Origin of the sequence: Rhizobium phaseoli (genome assembly GCF_001664385.1) — a bacterium.
In the GTDB taxonomy this organism is placed as follows: Bacteria; Pseudomonadota; Alphaproteobacteria; order Rhizobiales; family Rhizobiaceae; genus Rhizobium; species Rhizobium phaseoli.
Genome location: NZ_CP013532.1, coordinates 756,377 through 774,263, shown reverse-complemented (window position 1 = coordinate 774,263; position 17,887 = coordinate 756,377). Strand labels below are relative to the sequence as shown.

General features: G+C 62.5%; 14 protein-coding genes. 6 read left to right on the top strand and 8 right to left on the bottom strand.

Features of this window, described 5'->3' with window-relative positions; translation table 11 throughout:
• Window positions 1–4: 4 nt before the first annotated feature.
• From AMC88_RS03785 to AMC88_RS03775, 3 genes are all read right to left on the bottom strand, one after another.
• Window positions 5–1,147: an ABC transporter ATP-binding protein gene (locus AMC88_RS03785; protein WP_064821357.1), complete on the bottom strand. Its 1,143-nt coding sequence runs from the start codon at window positions 1,145–1,147 to the stop codon at window positions 5–7.
• 156 nt (window positions 1,148–1,303) lie between these two features.
• The gene (locus tag AMC88_RS03780) at window positions 1,304–2,401 is read right to left on the bottom strand and encodes a polyamine ABC transporter substrate-binding protein (RefSeq protein WP_012482723.1); all 1,098 of its coding nucleotides are present in this window, start codon (window positions 2,399–2,401) and stop codon (window positions 1,304–1,306) included.
• 124 nt (window positions 2,402–2,525) lie between these two features.
• Window positions 2,526–3,935 (bottom strand): helix-turn-helix domain-containing protein, encoded by a 1,410-nt coding sequence (locus AMC88_RS03775; protein WP_010022198.1) that lies wholly within the window; start codon window positions 3,933–3,935, stop codon window positions 2,526–2,528.
• A gap of 193 nt (window positions 3,936–4,128) precedes the next feature.
• Here AMC88_RS03775 and aceA point away from each other — a divergent pair, with 193 nt between their 5' ends.
• Together aceA and AMC88_RS03765 are read left to right on the top strand one after the other, a co-directional pair.
• Complete coding sequence (aceA, locus tag AMC88_RS03770) at window positions 4,129–5,418, top strand: isocitrate lyase (RefSeq protein ID WP_064824844.1); 1,290 nt, start codon at window positions 4,129–4,131, stop codon at window positions 5,416–5,418.
• 21 nt (window positions 5,419–5,439) lie between these two features.
• On the top strand, window positions 5,440–5,676 hold the full coding sequence (locus AMC88_RS03765) for an SMc00767 family acetate metabolism repressor (protein WP_004673767.1): 237 nt from the start codon (window positions 5,440–5,442) through the stop codon (window positions 5,674–5,676).
• A 167-nt stretch (window positions 5,677–5,843) separates the two neighbouring features.
• Here AMC88_RS03765 and AMC88_RS03760 read toward each other — a convergent pair whose 3' ends face one another.
• Window positions 5,844–6,713 (bottom strand): LysR family transcriptional regulator, encoded by an 870-nt coding sequence (locus AMC88_RS03760; RefSeq protein WP_012482720.1) that lies wholly within the window; start codon window positions 6,711–6,713, stop codon window positions 5,844–5,846.
• 90 nt (window positions 6,714–6,803) lie between these two features.
• Here AMC88_RS03760 and AMC88_RS03755 point away from each other — a divergent pair, with 90 nt between their 5' ends.
• Window positions 6,804–7,055 (top strand): hypothetical protein, encoded by a 252-nt coding sequence (locus AMC88_RS03755; RefSeq protein ID WP_170960012.1) that lies wholly within the window; start codon window positions 6,804–6,806, stop codon window positions 7,053–7,055.
• Here AMC88_RS03755 and AMC88_RS03750 read toward each other — a convergent pair.
• The 4 genes from AMC88_RS03750 to AMC88_RS03735 form a co-directional block, all read right to left on the bottom strand.
• Window positions 7,028–8,875, bottom strand: a complete 1,848-nt coding sequence (locus AMC88_RS03750; protein WP_064829860.1) for a methyl-accepting chemotaxis protein — start codon at window positions 8,873–8,875, stop codon at window positions 7,028–7,030. The two genes, AMC88_RS03755 and AMC88_RS03750, sit on opposite strands and share 28 nt — an antisense overlap.
• 175 nt (window positions 8,876–9,050) lie before the next feature.
• Complete coding sequence (locus AMC88_RS03745) at window positions 9,051–11,582, bottom strand: methyl-accepting chemotaxis protein (protein ID WP_004673770.1); 2,532 nt, start codon at window positions 11,580–11,582, stop codon at window positions 9,051–9,053.
• Window positions 11,583–11,892: 310 nt separating this feature from the next.
• Window positions 11,893–12,036 carry a hypothetical protein gene (locus AMC88_RS33510; RefSeq protein ID WP_010023992.1) on the bottom strand — a complete coding sequence of 48 codons (144 nt, stop codon included), beginning with the start codon at window positions 12,034–12,036 and terminating at the stop codon, window positions 11,893–11,895.
• A 183-nt stretch (window positions 12,037–12,219) separates the two neighbouring features.
• A complete protein-coding gene (locus AMC88_RS03735; RefSeq protein ID WP_064829859.1) occupies window positions 12,220–13,440 on the bottom strand; it encodes a BaiN/RdsA family NAD(P)/FAD-dependent oxidoreductase in 1,221 nt (406 codons plus the stop codon).
• A gap of 87 nt (window positions 13,441–13,527) precedes the next feature.
• On the opposite strand from AMC88_RS03735, the gene AMC88_RS03730 reads away from it, so the two are divergent.
• From AMC88_RS03730 to zwf, 3 genes are all read left to right on the top strand, one after another.
• The gene (locus tag AMC88_RS03730; protein WP_016734756.1) at window positions 13,528–14,964 is read left to right on the top strand and encodes a glutamine synthetase family protein; all 1,437 of its coding nucleotides are present in this window, start codon (window positions 13,528–13,530) and stop codon (window positions 14,962–14,964) included.
• Between the two features lie 8 nt (window positions 14,965–14,972).
• Window positions 14,973–16,268 (top strand): NAD(P)/FAD-dependent oxidoreductase, encoded by a 1,296-nt coding sequence (locus AMC88_RS03725; protein ID WP_064824840.1) that lies wholly within the window; start codon window positions 14,973–14,975, stop codon window positions 16,266–16,268.
• Window positions 16,269–16,401: 133 nt separating this feature from the next.
• Window positions 16,402–17,877, top strand: coding sequence for a glucose-6-phosphate dehydrogenase (zwf, locus tag AMC88_RS03720; RefSeq protein WP_004673775.1), 1,476 nt, complete (start codon window positions 16,402–16,404; stop codon window positions 17,875–17,877).
• The last annotated feature ends 10 nt before the right edge of the window (window positions 17,878–17,887 follow it).

The following is a 17,887-nucleotide window of genomic DNA, read 5'->3' as shown; positions in this document are numbered from 1 at the left end:
GTTCTCAATCCTTCAGCAGCACGCCGGCATCCTGATCGAAGGAAACCCAGACATCCTGATCATAGGTGAAGGGGTCTTCGACGGAACGCCGGGCATTGAGGGAAGAGGCTCTGACGAATTGGCCGCTCGCCAGCTTGATGTGGAAGACGGTCATGTCGCCGAGATAGCCGATATCCCAGATCTCGCCCCTGGCCGCATTGACCGGGGCGGTCGCCGTTGCCGCGCGGCTGACGCGGATCTTTTCCGGGCGGATGGCAAAACCGACCGTGCTGCCGATTGCCGGAGTGTCGGGGGCGGCAATGCGGATGGTGAAACCGCTGTCGACAGCGATCTCGACGGCGCCATTTCCCGACGTCGTCACCTTGCCGTCGAAGATGTTCACGTCACCGATGAAATCGGCGACGAAGCGGCAATTCGGCGCCTCGTAGATTTCGGCCGGGGTTGCGACCTGCACGACCTTGCCGTGGCTCATGACGGCGATGCGGTCCGCCATGGTCATCGCCTCTTCCTGGTCGTGGGTGACGACGACGAAAGTGAGGCCGAGGCTTTGCTGCAGGTCCATCAGTTCGAACTGGGTTTCCTCGCGCAGCTTCTTGTCGAGCGCGCCGAGCGGTTCGTCGAGCAGCAGCACTTTCGGGCGCTTGGCAAGCGACCGGGCGAGCGCCACGCGCTGGCGCTGACCGCCGGAAAGCTGGTTCGGTTTGCGGGAGGCAAACTGCTCGAGCTTGACGAGCTTCAGCATCTGCGAGACGCGCTCTGCCATCTCGTCCTTCGGCATGCCGTCCTGCTTCAGGCCGAAGGCGATGTTCTTCTCGACGGTCATATGCGGGAAAAGCGCATAGGACTGGAACATCATATTGACCGGCCGCTTGTAGGGGGGCGTGCCGGCGAGATCGGTGCCATCGAGAACGATTTCGCCCGATGTCGGCTGTTCGAAGCCGGCGAGCATGCGCAGAAGCGTCGACTTGCCGCAGCCGGACGCGCCGAGCAGCGCGAAGAATTCGCGGTGATAGATGTTCAGCGACAGATCATTGACGGCGGTGAAATCGCCGAAGCGCTTGGTGACGTTCTTGAAGGCTATGAAAGGTTTTGCTGACGGATCGGTCCAGGGTGCGAAAGCGCGGCGGATATTGCCTAAGGACTTCATATTATTCCCCGAGTATATGGACTTCAGCCGGCCTCCACCTAGAGCATGATGCCGAAAAGCGTGAGCGGTTTTCGGGCGACATCATGCTCTAACTCTTCAGTATTCTAGGCCGGGAATTGAAAGGCCCGGACGTTTCCGTCCGGGCCTGGCATCGACTTACTGGCCGGTGACGACCTTCGTCCAGATTCGCGTCGCCGTGCGCTGGGTCTTCGGATCCCACGGCTTGACGGTGAACAATCCCTTCATCACCTCATCCGTCGGGTAGACCGCCGGATCTTCGAGCACATCCTTGCTGACGAATTGCTGCGAGGCCTTGTTGCCGTTGGCATAAAAGGTGTGGTCGCTCGCCTTGGCGATGACTTCGGGCTTCATCATGTAGTTTAGGAACTCATGCGCTTCGGCCACATGCTTGGCATCGGCGGGGATCGCCATCATATCGAACCACATCTGGGCGCCCTGCACCGGGATCGAGTAGTTGACCTCGACACCGTTCTTGGCTTCGGCGGCGCGGTCGCGGGCCTGCAGCATGTCGCCGGAATAGCCGAAGGCGATGCAGATGTCGCCATTGGCAAGGGCGTTGATATATTCGGAGGAGTGGAATTTGCGGATATAGGGGCGAACCGCCGTCAGCAGTTCCTCGACCTTCTTGAAATCCTCGGCCTTGGTGGAGTTCGGATCGAGGCCGAGATATTTCAGCGCCGTGGTCATGACGTCCTTCGGCGTGTCGAGCACGTAGATGCCGCAGTCCTTGAACTTTTCGGCGACCTTCGGATCGAAGATCACTTCGAGGCCCGGCTTGGCATCGGGACCGAGGATTTCGGCAACCTTCTTGACGTTGTAGCCGATGCCGTCGGTGCCCCACATGTAATCGACGGCATATTCATTGCCCGGATCGTATGAGGCGGTGCGCTGCTCGATCACGTCCCACATGTTGGACAGGTTCGGCAGCTTCGATTTGTCGAGCTTCTGGAAGACGCCCGCCTGGATCTGGCGCTGCAGGAAGTCGGCGGTGGGAACGACGACATCATAACCGGTGCCGCCGGCGAGCAGCTTGGTTTCGACGGTCTCGTTCGAATCGAAGGTGTCGTAGACGACCTTGATGCCGGTTTCCTTGGTGAAATCGGTCAGGATGCTGTCGTCGATATAATCCGACCAGTTGTAGACGTTGACGACACGCTCCTGCGCAACGGCCGGAGCGGCGGCAAGAAGCGCGGCGATGGCGGCGGCCGTCACGCTTGCGATGGTTGACCTCATGACTTCTCCTGTTTGTTCAAAACGCCCGCATCCCCGGGCATTTTTTCCCTCTGGTTTGCCCGCAGACTAAGAAGGAATTTCTAAGCCCACAAGCGCAAAAACTGCGCTCTCAACGATTTCACAATCACTGGAAGTCGAAGGCGCTGAGGCCTGCCACCATCTCGTCGAGCCCGAGCGGCCTCGTCACCGGCGGCTCGGCGCGGGAAAGACAGCCGCGCCGCTCGCAGAGGCGACAGGCCGGGCCGATCGCGACCGGATCAAGCGCCGTCGCCTGCCCGTAGGCCAGCCCCTCGCCAAGGGCGGCGTCACAGCCGATCAGGATCGCGGTGCGCCTGACCCTTTCGCCGAATTCGACGCTCGGCCCCTCCAGGGTGCGGGCAACCGTCAGGAAGGAGGCTCCATCCGGCATGACGACCGTCTCGGCGAGAATCTGACCCGGCTGCAGGAAGGCGGCGTGGATATTGAGCTTCGGACAGCCGCCGCCGAAACGGGCCTGCGGAAAGCCCTGGGCGCCGGCGCGGCGCAACCGGTGGCCGGCGGCATCGATCTCGATCATGAAGAAGGGAATGGCCGCCGCCCCTGGCCGCTGCAGCATGGTCAGGCGCGTGGCGGCATGGCCGAAGGAGACGCCGAAGCGGGCGCGCAGAATATCGATGTCGTAACGCGTGGCCTTGGCCGCCGACAGAAAGGCCTCATAGGGCATGGCGAGCGCCAGGGCCGCGATGCGGGCCAGCTCGAAGCGGGCGATGCGGCGCGCCTCGGCGGAGGAGAGCGACAGATCGTCGAGCTCGGCATCGACGGCCGGCAGCAAAGCGAGGTTGGCGGCCTCGATAGCGATCTCATGCGCACGATCGGCCGGCGACAGCCGCTCGGAAATGAACAGCCGCATCGAATGGCGATCGAAACGGCGGCGCAGATCCGGCATGACGTGCACCGGCAGGACGCGCACCGCAATGCCGCGCTCGGCGCGCAGCCAGTCCTTCAGCCCGGCGGCAAGATCGGTGCCGCCAGGAAGCGTCGCGGCGAAGGCTTCCGCCGCCGTCTCGATCCGGCCGAAATAGCCGGATCTGCGCTCCAGCGTCTCGCGCAACTCGTCGAGCGGCAAGCGGCCGGCGGCGACGGGCGCATGTCCCTCGGCCGCCATCAGCGCCGTCAGGTCCGACAGCCGGGCAGCCTGTTCACGATAGGCGCGATAGAGCTTGATCATGCCGCTCGCGGCATTGGGTGCTGCCTCGGCCACCTCGACCAATTCCTGGTCGCCGGGCAGTTCGCCCGACAGCAGCGGGTCGGCGAAGACCTCCTTCAGCTGGCCGAGGCTGCCGCCGCTCTGCCCTCGCAATTCCTCCAGATCGACCCGGTAGACGGCCGCGAGCTTCAGCAGGAGCTGCACCGTCAACGGCCGCTGGTTGCGCTCGATGAGGTTCAGGTAAGAGGGCGAAATCTCCAGCGCCTCGGCCATGGCGGTCTGCGTCAGCGCCAGCGCATTGCGGATGCGCCGCACTTTCGGGCCTGCGAAAATCTTCCGTTCCGCCATGTCACACCCTTTGACAAAAAGTCGGGCAACTGGATTTACAAAATTTTACAAATTCACAGCACGGGCTTGTAAATCCTCCGCATGATAACCCGTTTCCACTACCGACATCAAAGGTTTTCCTGGCAATTCCAGGCATTTTTGTAAATTCTGTGGTGCGACACCGGACACGGCAATTTTCAGTAAGGAGCGCAGCATGACGGAATTTTACAAGCTTGTCCAAAACGCACCGGCGGGCCGCTTCGACGGCATCGAGCGGCCCTACTCGGCCGCCGATGTGCAGCGGCTCAGAGGCTCGGTGGCGCTCAGCCATACGCTGGCCGAAATGGGGGCGGACCGGTTGTGGCGGCTGCTCCACCAGGAGGATTTCGTCAATGCGCTCGGCGCACTCTCCGGCAACCAGGCAATGCAGATGGTGCGCGCCGGGCTGAAGGCGATCTATCTCTCCGGCTGGCAGGTGGCGGCCGACGCCAATACGGCATCGGCGATGTATCCCGACCAGTCGCTTTATCCCGCCAATGCCGGGCCGGAGCTTGCCAAACGCATCAACCGCACCCTGCAGCGCGCCGATCAGATCGAGACATCAGAAGGTAACGGGCTTTCCGTCGACACCTGGTTCGCGCCGATCGTCGCCGATGCCGAAGCCGGCTTCGGCGGACCGCTCAACGCCTTCGAGATCATGAAGGCCTATATCGAGGCGGGTGCTGCCGGCGTCCATTTCGAGGACCAGCTCGCCTCGGAGAAGAAATGCGGCCATCTCGGCGGCAAGGTGCTGATCCCGACGGCCGCCCATATCCGCAATCTCGACGCCGCCCGGCTTGCCGCCGACGTCATGGGCGTGGCGACGCTGGTGATCGCCCGGACCGATGCGGAAGCGGCAAAGCTCTTGACCTCCGACATCGACGAGCGCGACCAGCCCTTCGTCGATTACGAGGCCGGGCGCACCGTCGAAGGCTTCTACCAGGTCAGAAACGGCATCGAACCGTGCATCGCCCGGGCCGTCGCCTATGCGCCGCATTGCGACCTGATCTGGTGCGAGACTTCCAAGCCGGATCTCGAGCAGGCGCGCCGTTTTGCCGAGGGTGTGCACAAGGCCCATCCCGGCAAGCTGCTCGCCTACAATTGCTCGCCTTCCTTCAACTGGAAGAAGAACCTGGACGAGGCGACGATTGCCAAGTTCCAGCGTGAACTCGGGGCGATGGGCTACAAGTTCCAGTTCATCACGCTCGCCGGCTTCCACCAGCTGAACTACGGCATGTACGAACTGGCGCGCGGCTACCGGCAGCGGCAGATGTCGGCCTATTCCGAGCTGCAGGAGGCGGAATTCGCCGCAGAGGACTACGGCTATACCGCCACCAAACATCAGCGCGAGGTCGGCACCGGCTATTTCGACGCCGTGTCGCTCGCCATCACCGGCGGCCGGTCGTCGACCACGGCGATGCACGATTCAACCGAACATGCGCAGTTCAAACCGGCTGCGGAATAAGGCGAACAGGAGGACAGAACCATGGCATCCATTTCACGCGTCCGGGAACGGGCCGAAGAGCAGACGACCAGCATGAGCGAGGATCAGCAGACGACGATCCGCATGCTCGCCAACGACCTGCACCGGCTGAACCAGTCGGTCATGAAAGCCGTCGAGGCCGGCGTCTCGGTCGAATTGGTGCGCTCGGCCCGTCATCACGGCGGCGACGGCAACTGGGGCGACCTGCTCATCCCGGTCGTCGTCACCAACCGGCATTGACCGGGACGTCCGACGCAGCCCGACGATACGGGGCAAGCTGATCGACCAGAGCGTCCGCTCATTCGAGAGATGCGCGGGCGCTTAGAGCATGACGCCGAAAGGTGTGCGGTTTGCTACCAGGCCCAAAATCATCTTGTTCTAGCCATAGACATGGAACGCGCTGACGATCAGCCACGGCTCGGTCGTTTACCGGCGAAAAGGTCGGCATAGCTTCGGATGAGCTTGGTCATTCGGTCGGCGACCGTCCGGATTTCGGGGCGATGGCGATCCTCGGCATTCATGACGATCCATTGGCGGTGGCGCAATTCCGGCAATTCGCCGCCCTGGCGCTGCAATTCCGGATGGAGATCGCCGACGAAACAGGGAAGCACGGTCTTGCCGGCGCCGGCGCGCACCAGATCCGGCAGCGAACGCGGCCGGTTGACGGTGGCGACGATCCCGGATGCGGCATGGGTGTGCGGCCAGCGCAGATAGGCCGAGATCGCCTCCTCCTCGCCGACGGCGATCCAGCGCTCGTCGGTCTCGGCGGCGTTGCGTCTAGCATAGACGGCATAAGCCACCTCCCCGAGCAGGCGTGCGGCGAGGTTCGCTTCCTCCGGCTCAAAGGCGCGAATGCCGATATCGCTCTCACGATAGGCAAGGCTTGCCCGCGCCTCGCCGATGGAGAGCGCAATGGCGAAGGCATCGCCCGGCACGCGGATCGCGGCAAAATTTTCGGTCAGCAGCCAGGCGACCCAGGTGCCGGTGGTGATCCTGACGGTCGTGCCGCCCTCACCGGATTGCCGCCAGGCTTCAACCTTGCGGGCTGCGGCTTCCATTTCCTGCAGATGATCGAGCAGCGCCTGGCCGTCCTGCGTCAGCCGATAACCGGTCTGGCTGCGCGAAAACAGGGCGCGGCCGACCTCCTGTTCGAGCTCGAGCATGCGCCGGCCGACCGTGGCGGGGCTGAGCCCGCTGGCAGCACTCGCTCCCGTCAGGCCGCCGAGCCGGGCGACCTGCAGGAAAAGCTGATAGGAATCCCAATTCGCATTTTTCATTTCTGAAAAACATAGCGGGATTTTCCCTGTTTATGAAGAGAATTTTGCGGCCTAAATGAAGTGATGTCTGACACAAGAAAGGACATCGCCATGATCGACATGATCACCATCGCTGGCGTCCACGGATACCGGCATTTCAGCAAGCCAAGCGGTTCAAAAGCGGATGAAGACCGGTTCTATGCCGAGTTCGGAGACGACAGCATCGTTGGCTTCGCCGCTTGGCTGACCTCGATCGACCTCATCTTGAGGCGAATCGCATCGAACGGCGGACGCCGCAGCGTTGCGGCGCAATCCCGCGGCCGGCACAGCCGCGCTCAGGCAACCTTCCTTGCGCCGAGGTGAGAGGCCGCCGGTTCTGCGCCGAGGCGGAAACGCTCGATGAGCGACATCAACGTATCGGCTTCGCCGGCGAGCAGGCGGCTTGCCTGCGTCGTCTCGGCAACCATCGAGGCGTTCTTCTGGGTCATCTGGTCCATGGCGTTCACCGAACCGTTGACCTCCTGCAGCGCCGCCGACTGGTCGCGGCTGGCGGTGGCGATGGTCTCGACATGGCCGCTGATCGCAATGATTTCCTGGCTGATCGAGGCAAGAACGCTGCCGGTCTTCTGGACCAGTTCGGAGCCGGCCGTCACTTCCCGGCTGGATGTTTCGATCAGCGACTTGATCTCGCGCGCCGCATCGGCCGAACGCTGGGCGAGTTCGCGGACCTCCTGGGCGACGACGGCAAAACCCTTGCCCGCCTCGCCGGCCCGTGCCGCCTCGATACCGGCGTTGAGCGCCAGAAGATTGGTCTGGAAGGCGATATCGTCAATCACCTCGATGATCTGTTCGATCCGCTGCGAGGCCCCTTCGATGCGCTCCATGGCGGCGACGGCATCGCCGACGACAGTGCCGGAATTGTCGGCCGTCTTCTTGGTCGCCGCCACGACATTGTTGGCTTCACGGGCGCGCTCGGCGGAAGAGCGGACGGTGACGGTGATCTCCTCGACCGCAGCGGCGGTTTCCTCGAGGTTCGCCGCCTGCGCCTCGGTGCGCTTGGAAAGCTCGTCGGCAGAGGCCGAGACGGCGCCGCTGTTGCGCTGGATCGTCGAGGCACTGTCGCGAATGCCGGATAGCGTGTCCTGCAGCCGCAGCAGCGAGGTATTGAAATCGACGCGCAGCTGCTCCAGCCGGCCGACAAAGGGTGTGCCGATCGTCTGCGAGACATCACCCTGCGACAGGCGCCCAAGGCCGGCGGCAAGCTGGTTGACGGCGAAGTCGATCTGGCTGTCGAGCGAGCGCTTGTCGGCATCATTCCGGGCGCGTTCGGCATCGCTCAAGGCCCGCTGTTCGGCCGCCTCGGTTTCCAGATCGCGCCGTGCAAGGGCGCTGTCGCGGAAGAGCGAGAGGGCGCGGCCGATTTCGCCGAACTCGTTCTTCTTCTCGAGACAGGGGATCGGTTTGTCGAGATCGCCCGACGAAATCGAGTGGACGCTCGCGGTTAGCGCCTGCAACGGCTTTACCGACAGGCGGATCGCATAGAAGGCCAGAACACCGACGAGCAGCATGACGACGGCGCCGATGCCGAGAACCAGCATCAGCAGCTCGTTCATGCGCTGATAATAGAACTCCATCGGAATGCCGATGAAGAGGATGCCGACATTGGCATTCGATGCGTTCTTGATCGGGAAGTAACCGGTCATGAATTTGCGGCCGAACAGTTCGGCCGGGCCGAAATAGGCCTCGCCGCGGGCAAGAACCGACTGGGCGGGGTGCTCGGCGGCAAGCTTGGTGCCGACGGCGCGGTCGCCGTTTTCCTTCTTGACGTTGGTGGATATGCGGACGTAGTCGCCGCCCTGCTTCTGGAAGATGGTGGCAACGCCGGCAATCGACTGGGCCGTGCGGTCGACCAGCGAATGATCGGCAAGGGCCGGAATGGCCTCTTCGGTGACGGCGGAAAGCTTGTTGTCCTTCACCTCGACCTTCGCAGCCTGATCGGCCGCGCCGTAAAGGACAGCCATGGTGCGGGCGGCATCCCTGGCGTCGGAGACGGCGCCATCCATCACGTGCCGGCTCAGATTGTAGTAGGTCACGCCGACAATGGCCGCCGTGCTGATCGCCAGCAGAAACAGCGTGATCACAACGATCTGGCGGACGATGGATGTAGAGAAAAGGCGCGGCATCAAGACCCCCGGCGGCACAATGAGGGCTAAATTAGAGGAAAAGCGTTAAGGAAAATTTTCCGTAAATCTGGGGTGCCCGGGATATTCGGGCGCGCCGTTTCCGGGCGTTTCCAAGAAATACGCAAACGGCCCCGGAAAACCGAGGCCGTTCGAAAAGATGGATATCGAGCCTTGATCAGGCGGCGCGGTAGACCCGCGCTTCACCCGCCCCGCCGTCAATCTTGAACTGCTGGATGAGGCGGCGCAGCGAGTCGGCCTCGTCGGCCAGTTCGCGGCTGGCGGCGGTCGTCTCCTCGACCATTGCGGCGTTCTTCTGCGTCATCTGGTCCATCTGGTTGACGGTCGAGTTGACGCTCTGCAGCGCGTTGGACTGGTCGTGGCTGGCGCGGGCGATCATCTCTACATGCTGGCTGATCGTGACGATCTGGGCGCTGATCTTGGCGAGCACCGTGCCGGTCTCCTGCACGAATTGCGAGCCGGAGCTGACCTCGTTGGTCGATTTGTTGATCAGTCCCTTGATCTCCTGCGCGGCGGCGGCGGAGCGTTGGGCGAGCTCGCGGACTTCCATGGCGACGACGGCGAAACCCTTGCCGGCCTCGCCGGCGCGTGCTGCCTCGATGCCGGCGTTGAGCGCCAGCAAGTTGGTCTGGAAGGCGATCTCGTCGATGACGCCGATGATCTGCTCGATCTGCCGCGCGGCATCCTCGATGCGGCCCATCGCGTCGATCGCATTGTTGACGACGACGGCGGAATCGTCGGCGCTGCGCTTGGCCTGACGGACGATCTGGTCGGCATCCTTGGCGCGTTCGGCCGACGAGCGGACCGTGACGGTGATCTGATCGACGGCTGCCGCGGTCTCCTCGAGCGACGCCGCCTGCTGTTCGGTGCGCTTGGAGAGATCTTCGGCCGACTGGGCCATCTGGTTGCCATTGCCCTGGATCAGTTCGACATTGTCGCGGATCTGGCTCATCGTCGCCTGCAGGCGCAGCATCGAACCGTTGAAATCCTGACGCAGCTGCTCGAGGCGGCCGATGAAGGGCGTTTCGATCGTCGTCGAAATATCGCCCTGCGACATGCGCTCAAGGCCGGCGGCGAGCGCATTGACCGCAAATTCGATCTGGCGATCCATCTCGCGCTTTTCAGCGTCGTTGCGCTGGCGCTCATGTTCGGCAGCGGCGCGTTCCTCGTCGCTCTGCTCCTCGATGCGGATCTTCGAGATGGCATTTTCCTTGAAGATGCCGAGTGCGCGGGCCATGTCGCCAATCTCGTCGTAGCGCTGCTCGCCTGAAATGCTGGTATCCAGCGACCCTTCGGCGATGCGCCTCATGGCGGCAGTAATCTGGCTGATCGGGCGCTGCAGCGTCAGCACCAGGGCGATGCCGCCGAGGATCGACAGCAGGATGCCGAGGCCGGTGGTCAGCACCGAGATGCTGTTTGCCTGGGTGCGCTCGGTGCCGGCCGTCTGCTTCTGCAGCTCGGCGAAATCGGTCAGCTTGGTCCAGATCTGGTCGAGCTCCTGGCGGGCGGCGGCATAGGCCGTGACGCGCTCGCCGATCGTATCGACGATCTTCGAACCGCCGCCGGAAATGGCGTCGAGGGCCGGCTGGATCGCGTCGGAAATGCCTTCGGCAAAGCCCATGCCCTTGGCGCTGGTGGTCAGCACCTGCATGTCCTTGCCGAGCGTCCCGGCCTGCTGCTGCAGGCGCACGAGGTTGTCCTTGCTCGAATTGGCGAGGAAGTCGGACAGCACGATCTGCAGCGCGTAGACGGAATTTTCCAGGCGGCGCGTATCCTGAAGCACCGAGTTGGTCTGGGCGATGCGGCCCTCGAGCTCGGCGAAGCGCTGCGTCGCCTCGCGCATCTTCTGCGTCGCGGTCAGCTGCGTATAGGTCGAGGTCTGGCGGAAGCGGGAGACGAGACGGCCGAGTTCGGCGATGTTCTCGTCGGTCGGCGCCGGCATCTGGGCGATCGCCTTGATGCTGTCGATGGTTGCGGCCAAGGCGTCGACCACATTCTTCTGATTGGTCGGAACCGAAATGGCGATCAGGCGCTGAGATTTGATGATCTCCGGCATCTGTTCATTGATGAAGGCGATCTTGTCCTGCGGCGTCTGCGGCTTGCTGAAACCGCTGGCGACGGTGCCGAGGAAATCGCCGCCCTTGAGCAGTCGGTCGGCGGTGCGCAGGGTGACGGTGGCGGCGCTCTCGTCGCGCTGCAGCGCCGTCTGCAATTCCTCGGCCTGGTAGGAGACCGTGAAGCGGGTGCTTATCAGGCTCTTCTGCGCCGCGTCGATCTGCTCATGCAGCGCGACTTCCTGCTCATGCAGGGCCCAGAGCTTGTCGACGACGCCCGAAATATCCTTGGTGCGGCGGGAGGCTTCCGCAAGGCTGTCGCGGCCGGAAGCTTCTTCGCCCACCTGGTTCAGCGTCTGGTCGAGCACGCCCTGCTGGGTCTTCAGATCGGTGAGCAGCTTGTCGCGCGCCTGCTGGCTGGTGATGCGCAGGAAATCGTCCATCGAACCGTAGAGATCCTTGAACCCGCTCAGCGACTGCAGCACGCTGTTGGAGATTTCCATGCGGCCCTGCAGCAGTCCGGAAGCATAAAGGCCCGTCAGGCCCACCGCCGAAATCGTCACAACGAAGGGGAGAACGAAGATCAGAACTTTCGTTTTGATCTTGAAGCGGGAAAGAATCTTGTCAATCAACATGGCGTTCCGGGCCTTTCATACACTACTCCTCCCGCGGGCAGCCATCAGGCGCGCCAGCCGAGTGCACATCGAGCTATTCTCTTTACATCGGGGAACCCGGAAGCCAGGCGGCAGTCATTGCCGGTTCATGTCCAAGCAAGTTGGAGATGCCCAAATAATCGGGGGCAATTGTGTCAGATTAGATATTAATTTTCGGATAAGCGGTGATGGCCGGTTCAGCCAAGACGGTGAAATAGTTGCAATTTATGCACCGCAGGACCGCGATGTCGCGATCGAAGGCGGCAAGGTTACTTCAGGGTGCGAGCAAGGGTCAGAGGAAGTGCGCGAGCAACAGCGCCAGGCTGGCGGCTGTGGCGCCGGCTGCGAGCATCAAATATCGCAGGACGGCCGTCCTGGTGTCAGGCTTTGCCTGGGCGATTGCGATGGCGCGGGCGCGTCGTGCGTTTCTGGTCATGCTCGAAACCTCACTCTTCTGACACAACAATCCAACAAAACTGCTTGCCGGTAAAGCTTAATTTAGGAAGAGCTTTGCAAACCGCCAATTGAGACAGGATGGCGCACCTCTCTTAAGAAGTCTTGAATCGGTATTGCTAATATACGCAGCAGCGGTTCCGCCAATATGCAGAAATCGAACGCGTCAGGCGCATTCGCCCGCAGCAAATCCCGAGGCCCAGGCCCACTGGAAATTGTAGCCGCCGAGCCAGCCGGTGACGTCGACGCATTCGCCGATGAAATAGAGGCCAGGCACAGCCTTGGCCTCCATGCTGCGTGAATCGAGCGCGGCCGTGTCGATGCCGCCGAGCGTCACTTCGGCGGTGCGATAGCCTTCAGAGCCGGAAGGCTTGACGGCAAGGTTCTGAGCGCTCGCGGCAAGACGAAGCAGCGTCTTGTCGGGCAGGTCGGCCATGTTGCCGGAGATCTTTTCGCGTTCGACGAGAAACTGCGCCAGCCGCTTCGGCAGGATCTCGCCAAGCGCGGTCTGGGCCGACTGGCGGCCGTTCAGCTGCTTTGCCGTCTTCAGCTGCGCGGCGATGTCGATATCCGGTTCGATAGCAAGGATGATCTCGTCGCCTTCGCGCCAATAGGAGGAAATCTGCAGGATGGCAGGTCCGCTCAAGCCGCGATGGGTAAACAGCAGCGCTTCGCGGAAGGCGGTCTTGCTATGGCGGATTTCGGCCGGAGCGGAAATGCCGGCAAGCGGCGCAATGCTTGCGAGCAGGCCGGGATCGAGCGTCAGTGGCACAAGGCCGGGGCGGGTTTCGAGCACGGCCAGGCCGAACTGCTCGGCGAGGCGATAGGCAAAGCCGGTGGCGCCCATCTTCGGGATCGATTTGCCGCCGGTGGCGACGATCAGCGATGCGGCTTCGCAAACGCCGTCGCCGGTCGAGACGCGGAAACCCGTCGCCAGCCTGTCGACGGCCGATATCTCGGTGCCGAGCTGCAGCACCGCGCCGGCGGCGCGCATCTCGTCCAAGAGCATGCGGATGATATCCTTGGCGCTGTCGTCGCAGAACAGCTGGCCGAGCGTCTTTTCATGCCAGCCGATGCCGTGCCGCTCGACCATGGCGATGAAATCGGCAGGCGTGAACCGGGCGAGCGCCGACTTGCAGAAATGCGGATTGGCGGACAGGAAATTCTTCGGTCCGGCATGGATATTGGTGAAATTGCAGCGGCCGCCGCCGGAGATGCGGATCTTCTCGCCGGGCGACCGCGCATGGTCGAGGACCACGACGGAGCGACCGCGTTTTCCCGCGCGGATGGCCGCCATCATGCCCGCCGCCCCGGCGCCGATGACAATGACGTCGCTTTTGCGCTGCAAACCCGTTTCCTTAATCAAATCGGCGTCTTCTTTTTCCATCGAAGAGCGAAAGTCAACGTTCTCACCCCCTCGCCAATTGGCAAAGTCCGGCTATGCTAGCGCCAAGATCAACCAAACCGGTGTGTCATGTCCCCAAAAAAGACGACGCTGAAGCCTGCCAGAACCGTACCCGCCTCGACGAAAACCCCTCCGGACCCCGGATCCCTGCGCGGCGTTGCGAACTGGAAGGAAGCGGCGCAGTGGCTGAGAGCCAGGGGCATCGAAGACATCGAATGCATTACGCCCGACCTTGCCGGCGTGCCGCGCGGCAAGATGATGCCGAGCTCGAAATTCACCTCGAACACCTCGCTGGCGCTGCCTTCGGCGATCTATCGGCACACGATTTCCGGCGAATATCCCGAAGAGACGGAGAGCTTCCGCTATGAGCCGCGCGACAGCGACCTCAAGCTGATGCCCGATCTTTCGACCCTTTCGGTCGTGCCCTGGGAAACCGACCCGACGGCGCAGGTGATCTGCGACATCGTCGATTCGGACGGCGGCGAAGTACCCTATACGCCGCGCAACGTACTGAAGCGGATTATGAGCCTCTATCACGACCGCGGCTGGAAGCCGATCGTCGCGCCCGAGATCGAATTCTACCTGGTCGCCAAGAATGACGACCCCGACTATCCGCTGCATCCGCCGAAGGGCCGCTCCGGCCGCTCGATCCTCGGCGGCCAGGGTTATTCGATCGCCGGCATCAACGAATTCGACGAGCTGATCGACGACATCTACCATTTCTCGGAGAAACAGGGGCTGGAGATCGACACGCTGATCCATGAGGAGGGACCGGCCCAGCTCGAAATCAACCTGCGTCACGGCAATCCGATCGAACTTGCCGACCAGGTCTTCCTGTTCAAGCGCACGATCCGCGAGGCGGCGCTGAAACATGATATCTATGCGACCTTCATGGCCAAGCCGATGCAGGGCCAGCCGGGGTCGGCGATGCATATCCACCAATCGGTGGTCAACATAGAGACGGGCAAGAACGTCTTTTCCAATGCGGACGGATCGGCCTCGAAGGAATTTTTCCACTTCATCGGCGGCATGCAGAAATTCGTGCCGAGCGCGATGGCGATGCTTGCCCCTTACGTGAATTCCTACCGCCGCCTGCAGCCCGACATGTCCTGCCCTGTCAACAATGCCTGGGGCTACGACAACCGGACCACCGCTTTCCGCGTCCCGGTGTCCGATCCGCAGGCCAGGCGCGTCGAAAACCGCCTGCCGAGTTCGGACGCCAATCCCTATCTGGCGCTCGCTGCCTCGCTCGCTTCCGGCCTGCTCGGCATCATGAAGCAGATCGAGCCGACGGCGCCGACGGAGGATTCGGCCAATGAGGGCTCGATCGACCTGCCGCGCGGCCTCTTGGAAGCCGTGGCGCTGATGGAGGACGAGCCCGCCTTCGAAGAGGTGTTCGGCACGCAGTTCATCGGCCTTTATGCCGGCGTCAAGCGCGGCGAGTTCGAAACCTTCATGCAGGTGATCAGCCCTTGGGAGCGGGAATTCCTTCTGCTCAACGTGTGAGGGATAGGATGGCATCGCAGGAGATGTGGCAGAGCCCGATCGCGCCCGGGCTGTCCTGGTATCAGGCCACCGTCGGCGAGCGGCCCACCTACGCCGCTCTCGACGGCTCGAGAACATGCGACGTTGCCATTATCGGCGGTGGCTATACCGGTCTGCAGGCCGCCTATCACCTCGCCAGGTCGGGCGTTTCGGTGGTGCTGATCGAGGCCTGGCGCTTCGGCGACGGGGCGTCCGGGCGCAATGGCGGGCAGTTCGGTACCGGCCAGCGATGGTGGCCGGAAGAGCTCGAGGAAAAGATCGGTTATGAACGCTCGAAGGCGCTGTTTAACGTCGCCGAAGCGGCCAAGCACCATCTTCTCGATTTCGCTCGGGAACATCGGATCGAGATCGATTATGTGCCTGGCCAGCTTAACGTTGCGCACAAGGCAAGCTACGAACGCGACTATCGTCGGAATGCCGAAATTGCCGCGCGGCGCTACGACTATCCGCATCTGCGCTTCATGGATAGGAAGGAAACGCAGGAGCGGCTCGGCTCGAAGCGTTTTTACTGCGGTGTGCGCGACGTCGGCACCGGCCATATCCATCCGCTGAAACTGCTCGTCGGGTTGGCGCGGGTAGCCGCCGATGCGGGGGCTGCCATCTTCGAGATGACGCCGGCAAAGGCGATCCGCCAGGGCGGCGGCAAGGTGACGATCGAAACCGAAAGGGGCACGATCACCGCCGATCGGGCGCTGATTGCCTGCGACGGACATATCGACGGCCTCGAACCGGTGACGGCAAGCCATGTCATGCCGATCCGCTCCTTCATCGGCGCCACCGTTCCGCTCGAAAAACATCCCGACGTGCTGCCGGGCGGCGAGTCCGTCGCCGATTCGCGCTTCGTCGTGCGTTATTTCCGCCGATTCGAAGGCCGTCTGCTGTTCGGCGGACGCGAGGCCTATACGGCCGACAATCCGCGAGACATTTCGCAGCATATCCGCCGGCAGATCGCGGAAATCTATCCCGATCTGCAAGACATCGAGATCACCCATGCCTGGGGCGGCAGCGTCGGCATCACCATGCCGCGCCAGCTCTTCGTGCGCGAGGTGATGCCCGGCGTCACGTCGATCGGCGGTTATTCCGGCCATGGCGTCATGCTGTCAAACTACTGTGGCAAGCTCTATGCGGAAACGGTGCTGGGGAATTCCGGCGAGCTGGATCTGTTCAAATCGCTCGATATTCCGCCCTTTCCCGGTGGAGCCCGCATGCGGGCGCCGCTGCTTTTCCTCGCCTTGTCGTGGTTTGCGCTTCGCGACAAGTTTTAGTCCGATGCGGATTTCCTCTCATGGAAATTCGCTCTAAAACCGGTGCCTGACAGATTCATTGCACTGCACACTGGCTTTTTTAAATCGATTAGATTAAAAGGGCCGCCAACCAGCCTGATTGAGAGACAAGCTCATGAGCAGCCAGATCATTCCCGTTGAGCCTTTTGATTACGTCGTCTTCGGCGGCAGCGGCGACCTTGCCGAGCGCAAGTTGCTGCCCGCCCTCTATCATCGCCAGATCGAAGGCCAATTCGGCGAACCGACTCGGGTAATCGGCGCTTCGCGCAGCCCGCTGACCCACGAGGAATATCGCAAATTCGCCCGCGACGCGCTGAAGGAACACCTGAAGAAGGGCGAATATGACGAGAACGAAGTCGAGAAATTCTGCGCCCGCCTCTCTTACGTCTCGGTCGATGCCCGCGCCGACAGCGGCTGGGATGAGCTGAAGAAGCTGCTCGACGAGGGCAAGGATCGGGTGCGCGCTTTCTATCTGGCGGTTGCGCCCGGCATCTTCGGCGACATTTCGCAGAAGATCCACGACCATAAGCTGATCACCAAATCGACCCGCATCGTCGTCGAGAAGCCGATCGGCCGTGACCTCGCCTCGGCGCTGCAGCTCAACGACATGATCGGCCGCGCCTTCAAGGAAGAGCAGATCTTCCGCATCGACCACTATCTCGGCAAGGAAACGGTGCAGAACCTGATGGCACTGCGCTTTGCTAATGCGCTCTACGAGCCGCTGTGGAATGCCAACTATATCGACCACGTGCAGATCACCGTGGCCGAAGCGGTCGGCCTCGAAGGCCGCGCCGGCTATTACGACACCGCGGGCGCGCTGCGCGACATGGTGCAGAACCACATTCTGCAGCTGCTGTGCCTGACGGCGATGGAAGTGCCCTCGTCGATGGATTCGGAAGCCGTTCGCGACGAGAAGCTCAAGGTGCTGCGAGCGTTGAAGCCGCTCGATGCCTCGAATGTCGAGCAGGCGACGGTGCGCGGCCAATATCGCGCCGGCGCCTCCGGCAGCGGCCCGGTCAAGGGCTATCTCGAAGAGCTCGAAGGCGGCGTCTCCAACACCGAGACCTTCGTCGCCATCAAGGCCGAGATCAACAACTGGCGCTGGGCCGGCGTTCCCTTTTACATCAGAACCGGCAAGCGCCTCGCCGGGCGCATGTCCGAGATCGTCATCACCTTCAAGTCGATCCCGCATGCGATCTTCGATCAGGCCGCCGGCCGCATCAGCCAGAACCAGCTGATCATCCGCCTGCAGCCGGACGAGGGCGTCAAGCAGTCGCTGATGATCAAGGATCCGGGCCCGGGCGGCATGCGCCTGCGCAATGTTTCGCTCGACATGAGCTTCGCCCAGGCCTTCAACGTCCGCAATCCCGACGCCTACGAGCGCCTGCTGATGGACGTAATCCGCTCCAACCAGACATTGTTCATGCGCCGCGACGAAGTCGAAGCCGCATGGAAATGGGTCGACCCGATCCTGAAAGGTTGGGAAACCACCGGCCAGCAGGTGCAGGGCTATACGGCCGGCACCTGGGGCCCGAGCCAGGCCATCGCGCTGATCGAGCGCGACGGCCGCACTTGGCATGACGATATCTAGGACGACATCG

What these genes read in the sequence shown, in the direction of transcription:
- AMC88_RS03785 (WP_064821357.1), bottom strand. Translation starts at nt 1,147, where the DNA reads ATGAAGTCCTTAGGCAATATCCGCCGCGCTTTCGCACCCTGGACCGAT.
- AMC88_RS03780 (WP_012482723.1), bottom strand. Translation starts at nt 2,401, where the DNA reads ATGAGGTCAACCATCGCAAGCGTGACGGCCGCCGCCATCGCCGCGCTT.
- AMC88_RS03775 (WP_010022198.1), bottom strand. Translation starts at nt 3,935, where the DNA reads ATGGCGGAACGGAAGATTTTCGCAGGCCCGAAAGTGCGGCGCATCCGC.
- aceA (WP_064824844.1), top strand. Translation starts at nt 4,129, where the DNA reads ATGACGGAATTTTACAAGCTTGTCCAAAACGCACCGGCGGGCCGCTTC.
- AMC88_RS03765 (WP_004673767.1), top strand. Translation starts at nt 5,440, where the DNA reads ATGGCATCCATTTCACGCGTCCGGGAACGGGCCGAAGAGCAGACGACC.
- AMC88_RS03760 (WP_012482720.1), bottom strand. Translation starts at nt 6,713, where the DNA reads ATGAAAAATGCGAATTGGGATTCCTATCAGCTTTTCCTGCAGGTCGCC.
- AMC88_RS03755 (WP_170960012.1), top strand. Translation starts at nt 6,804, where the DNA reads ATGATCGACATGATCACCATCGCTGGCGTCCACGGATACCGGCATTTC.
- AMC88_RS03750 (WP_064829860.1), bottom strand. Translation starts at nt 8,875, where the DNA reads ATGCCGCGCCTTTTCTCTACATCCATCGTCCGCCAGATCGTTGTGATC.
- AMC88_RS03745 (WP_004673770.1), bottom strand. Translation starts at nt 11,582, where the DNA reads ATGTTGATTGACAAGATTCTTTCCCGCTTCAAGATCAAAACGAAAGTT.
- AMC88_RS33510 (WP_010023992.1), bottom strand. Translation starts at nt 12,036, where the DNA reads ATGACCAGAAACGCACGACGCGCCCGCGCCATCGCAATCGCCCAGGCA.
- AMC88_RS03735 (WP_064829859.1), bottom strand. Translation starts at nt 13,440, where the DNA reads ATGGAAAAAGAAGACGCCGATTTGATTAAGGAAACGGGTTTGCAGCGC.
- AMC88_RS03730 (WP_016734756.1), top strand. Translation starts at nt 13,528, where the DNA reads ATGTCCCCAAAAAAGACGACGCTGAAGCCTGCCAGAACCGTACCCGCC.
- AMC88_RS03725 (WP_064824840.1), top strand. Translation starts at nt 14,973, where the DNA reads ATGGCATCGCAGGAGATGTGGCAGAGCCCGATCGCGCCCGGGCTGTCC.
- zwf (WP_004673775.1), top strand. Translation starts at nt 16,402, where the DNA reads ATGAGCAGCCAGATCATTCCCGTTGAGCCTTTTGATTACGTCGTCTTC.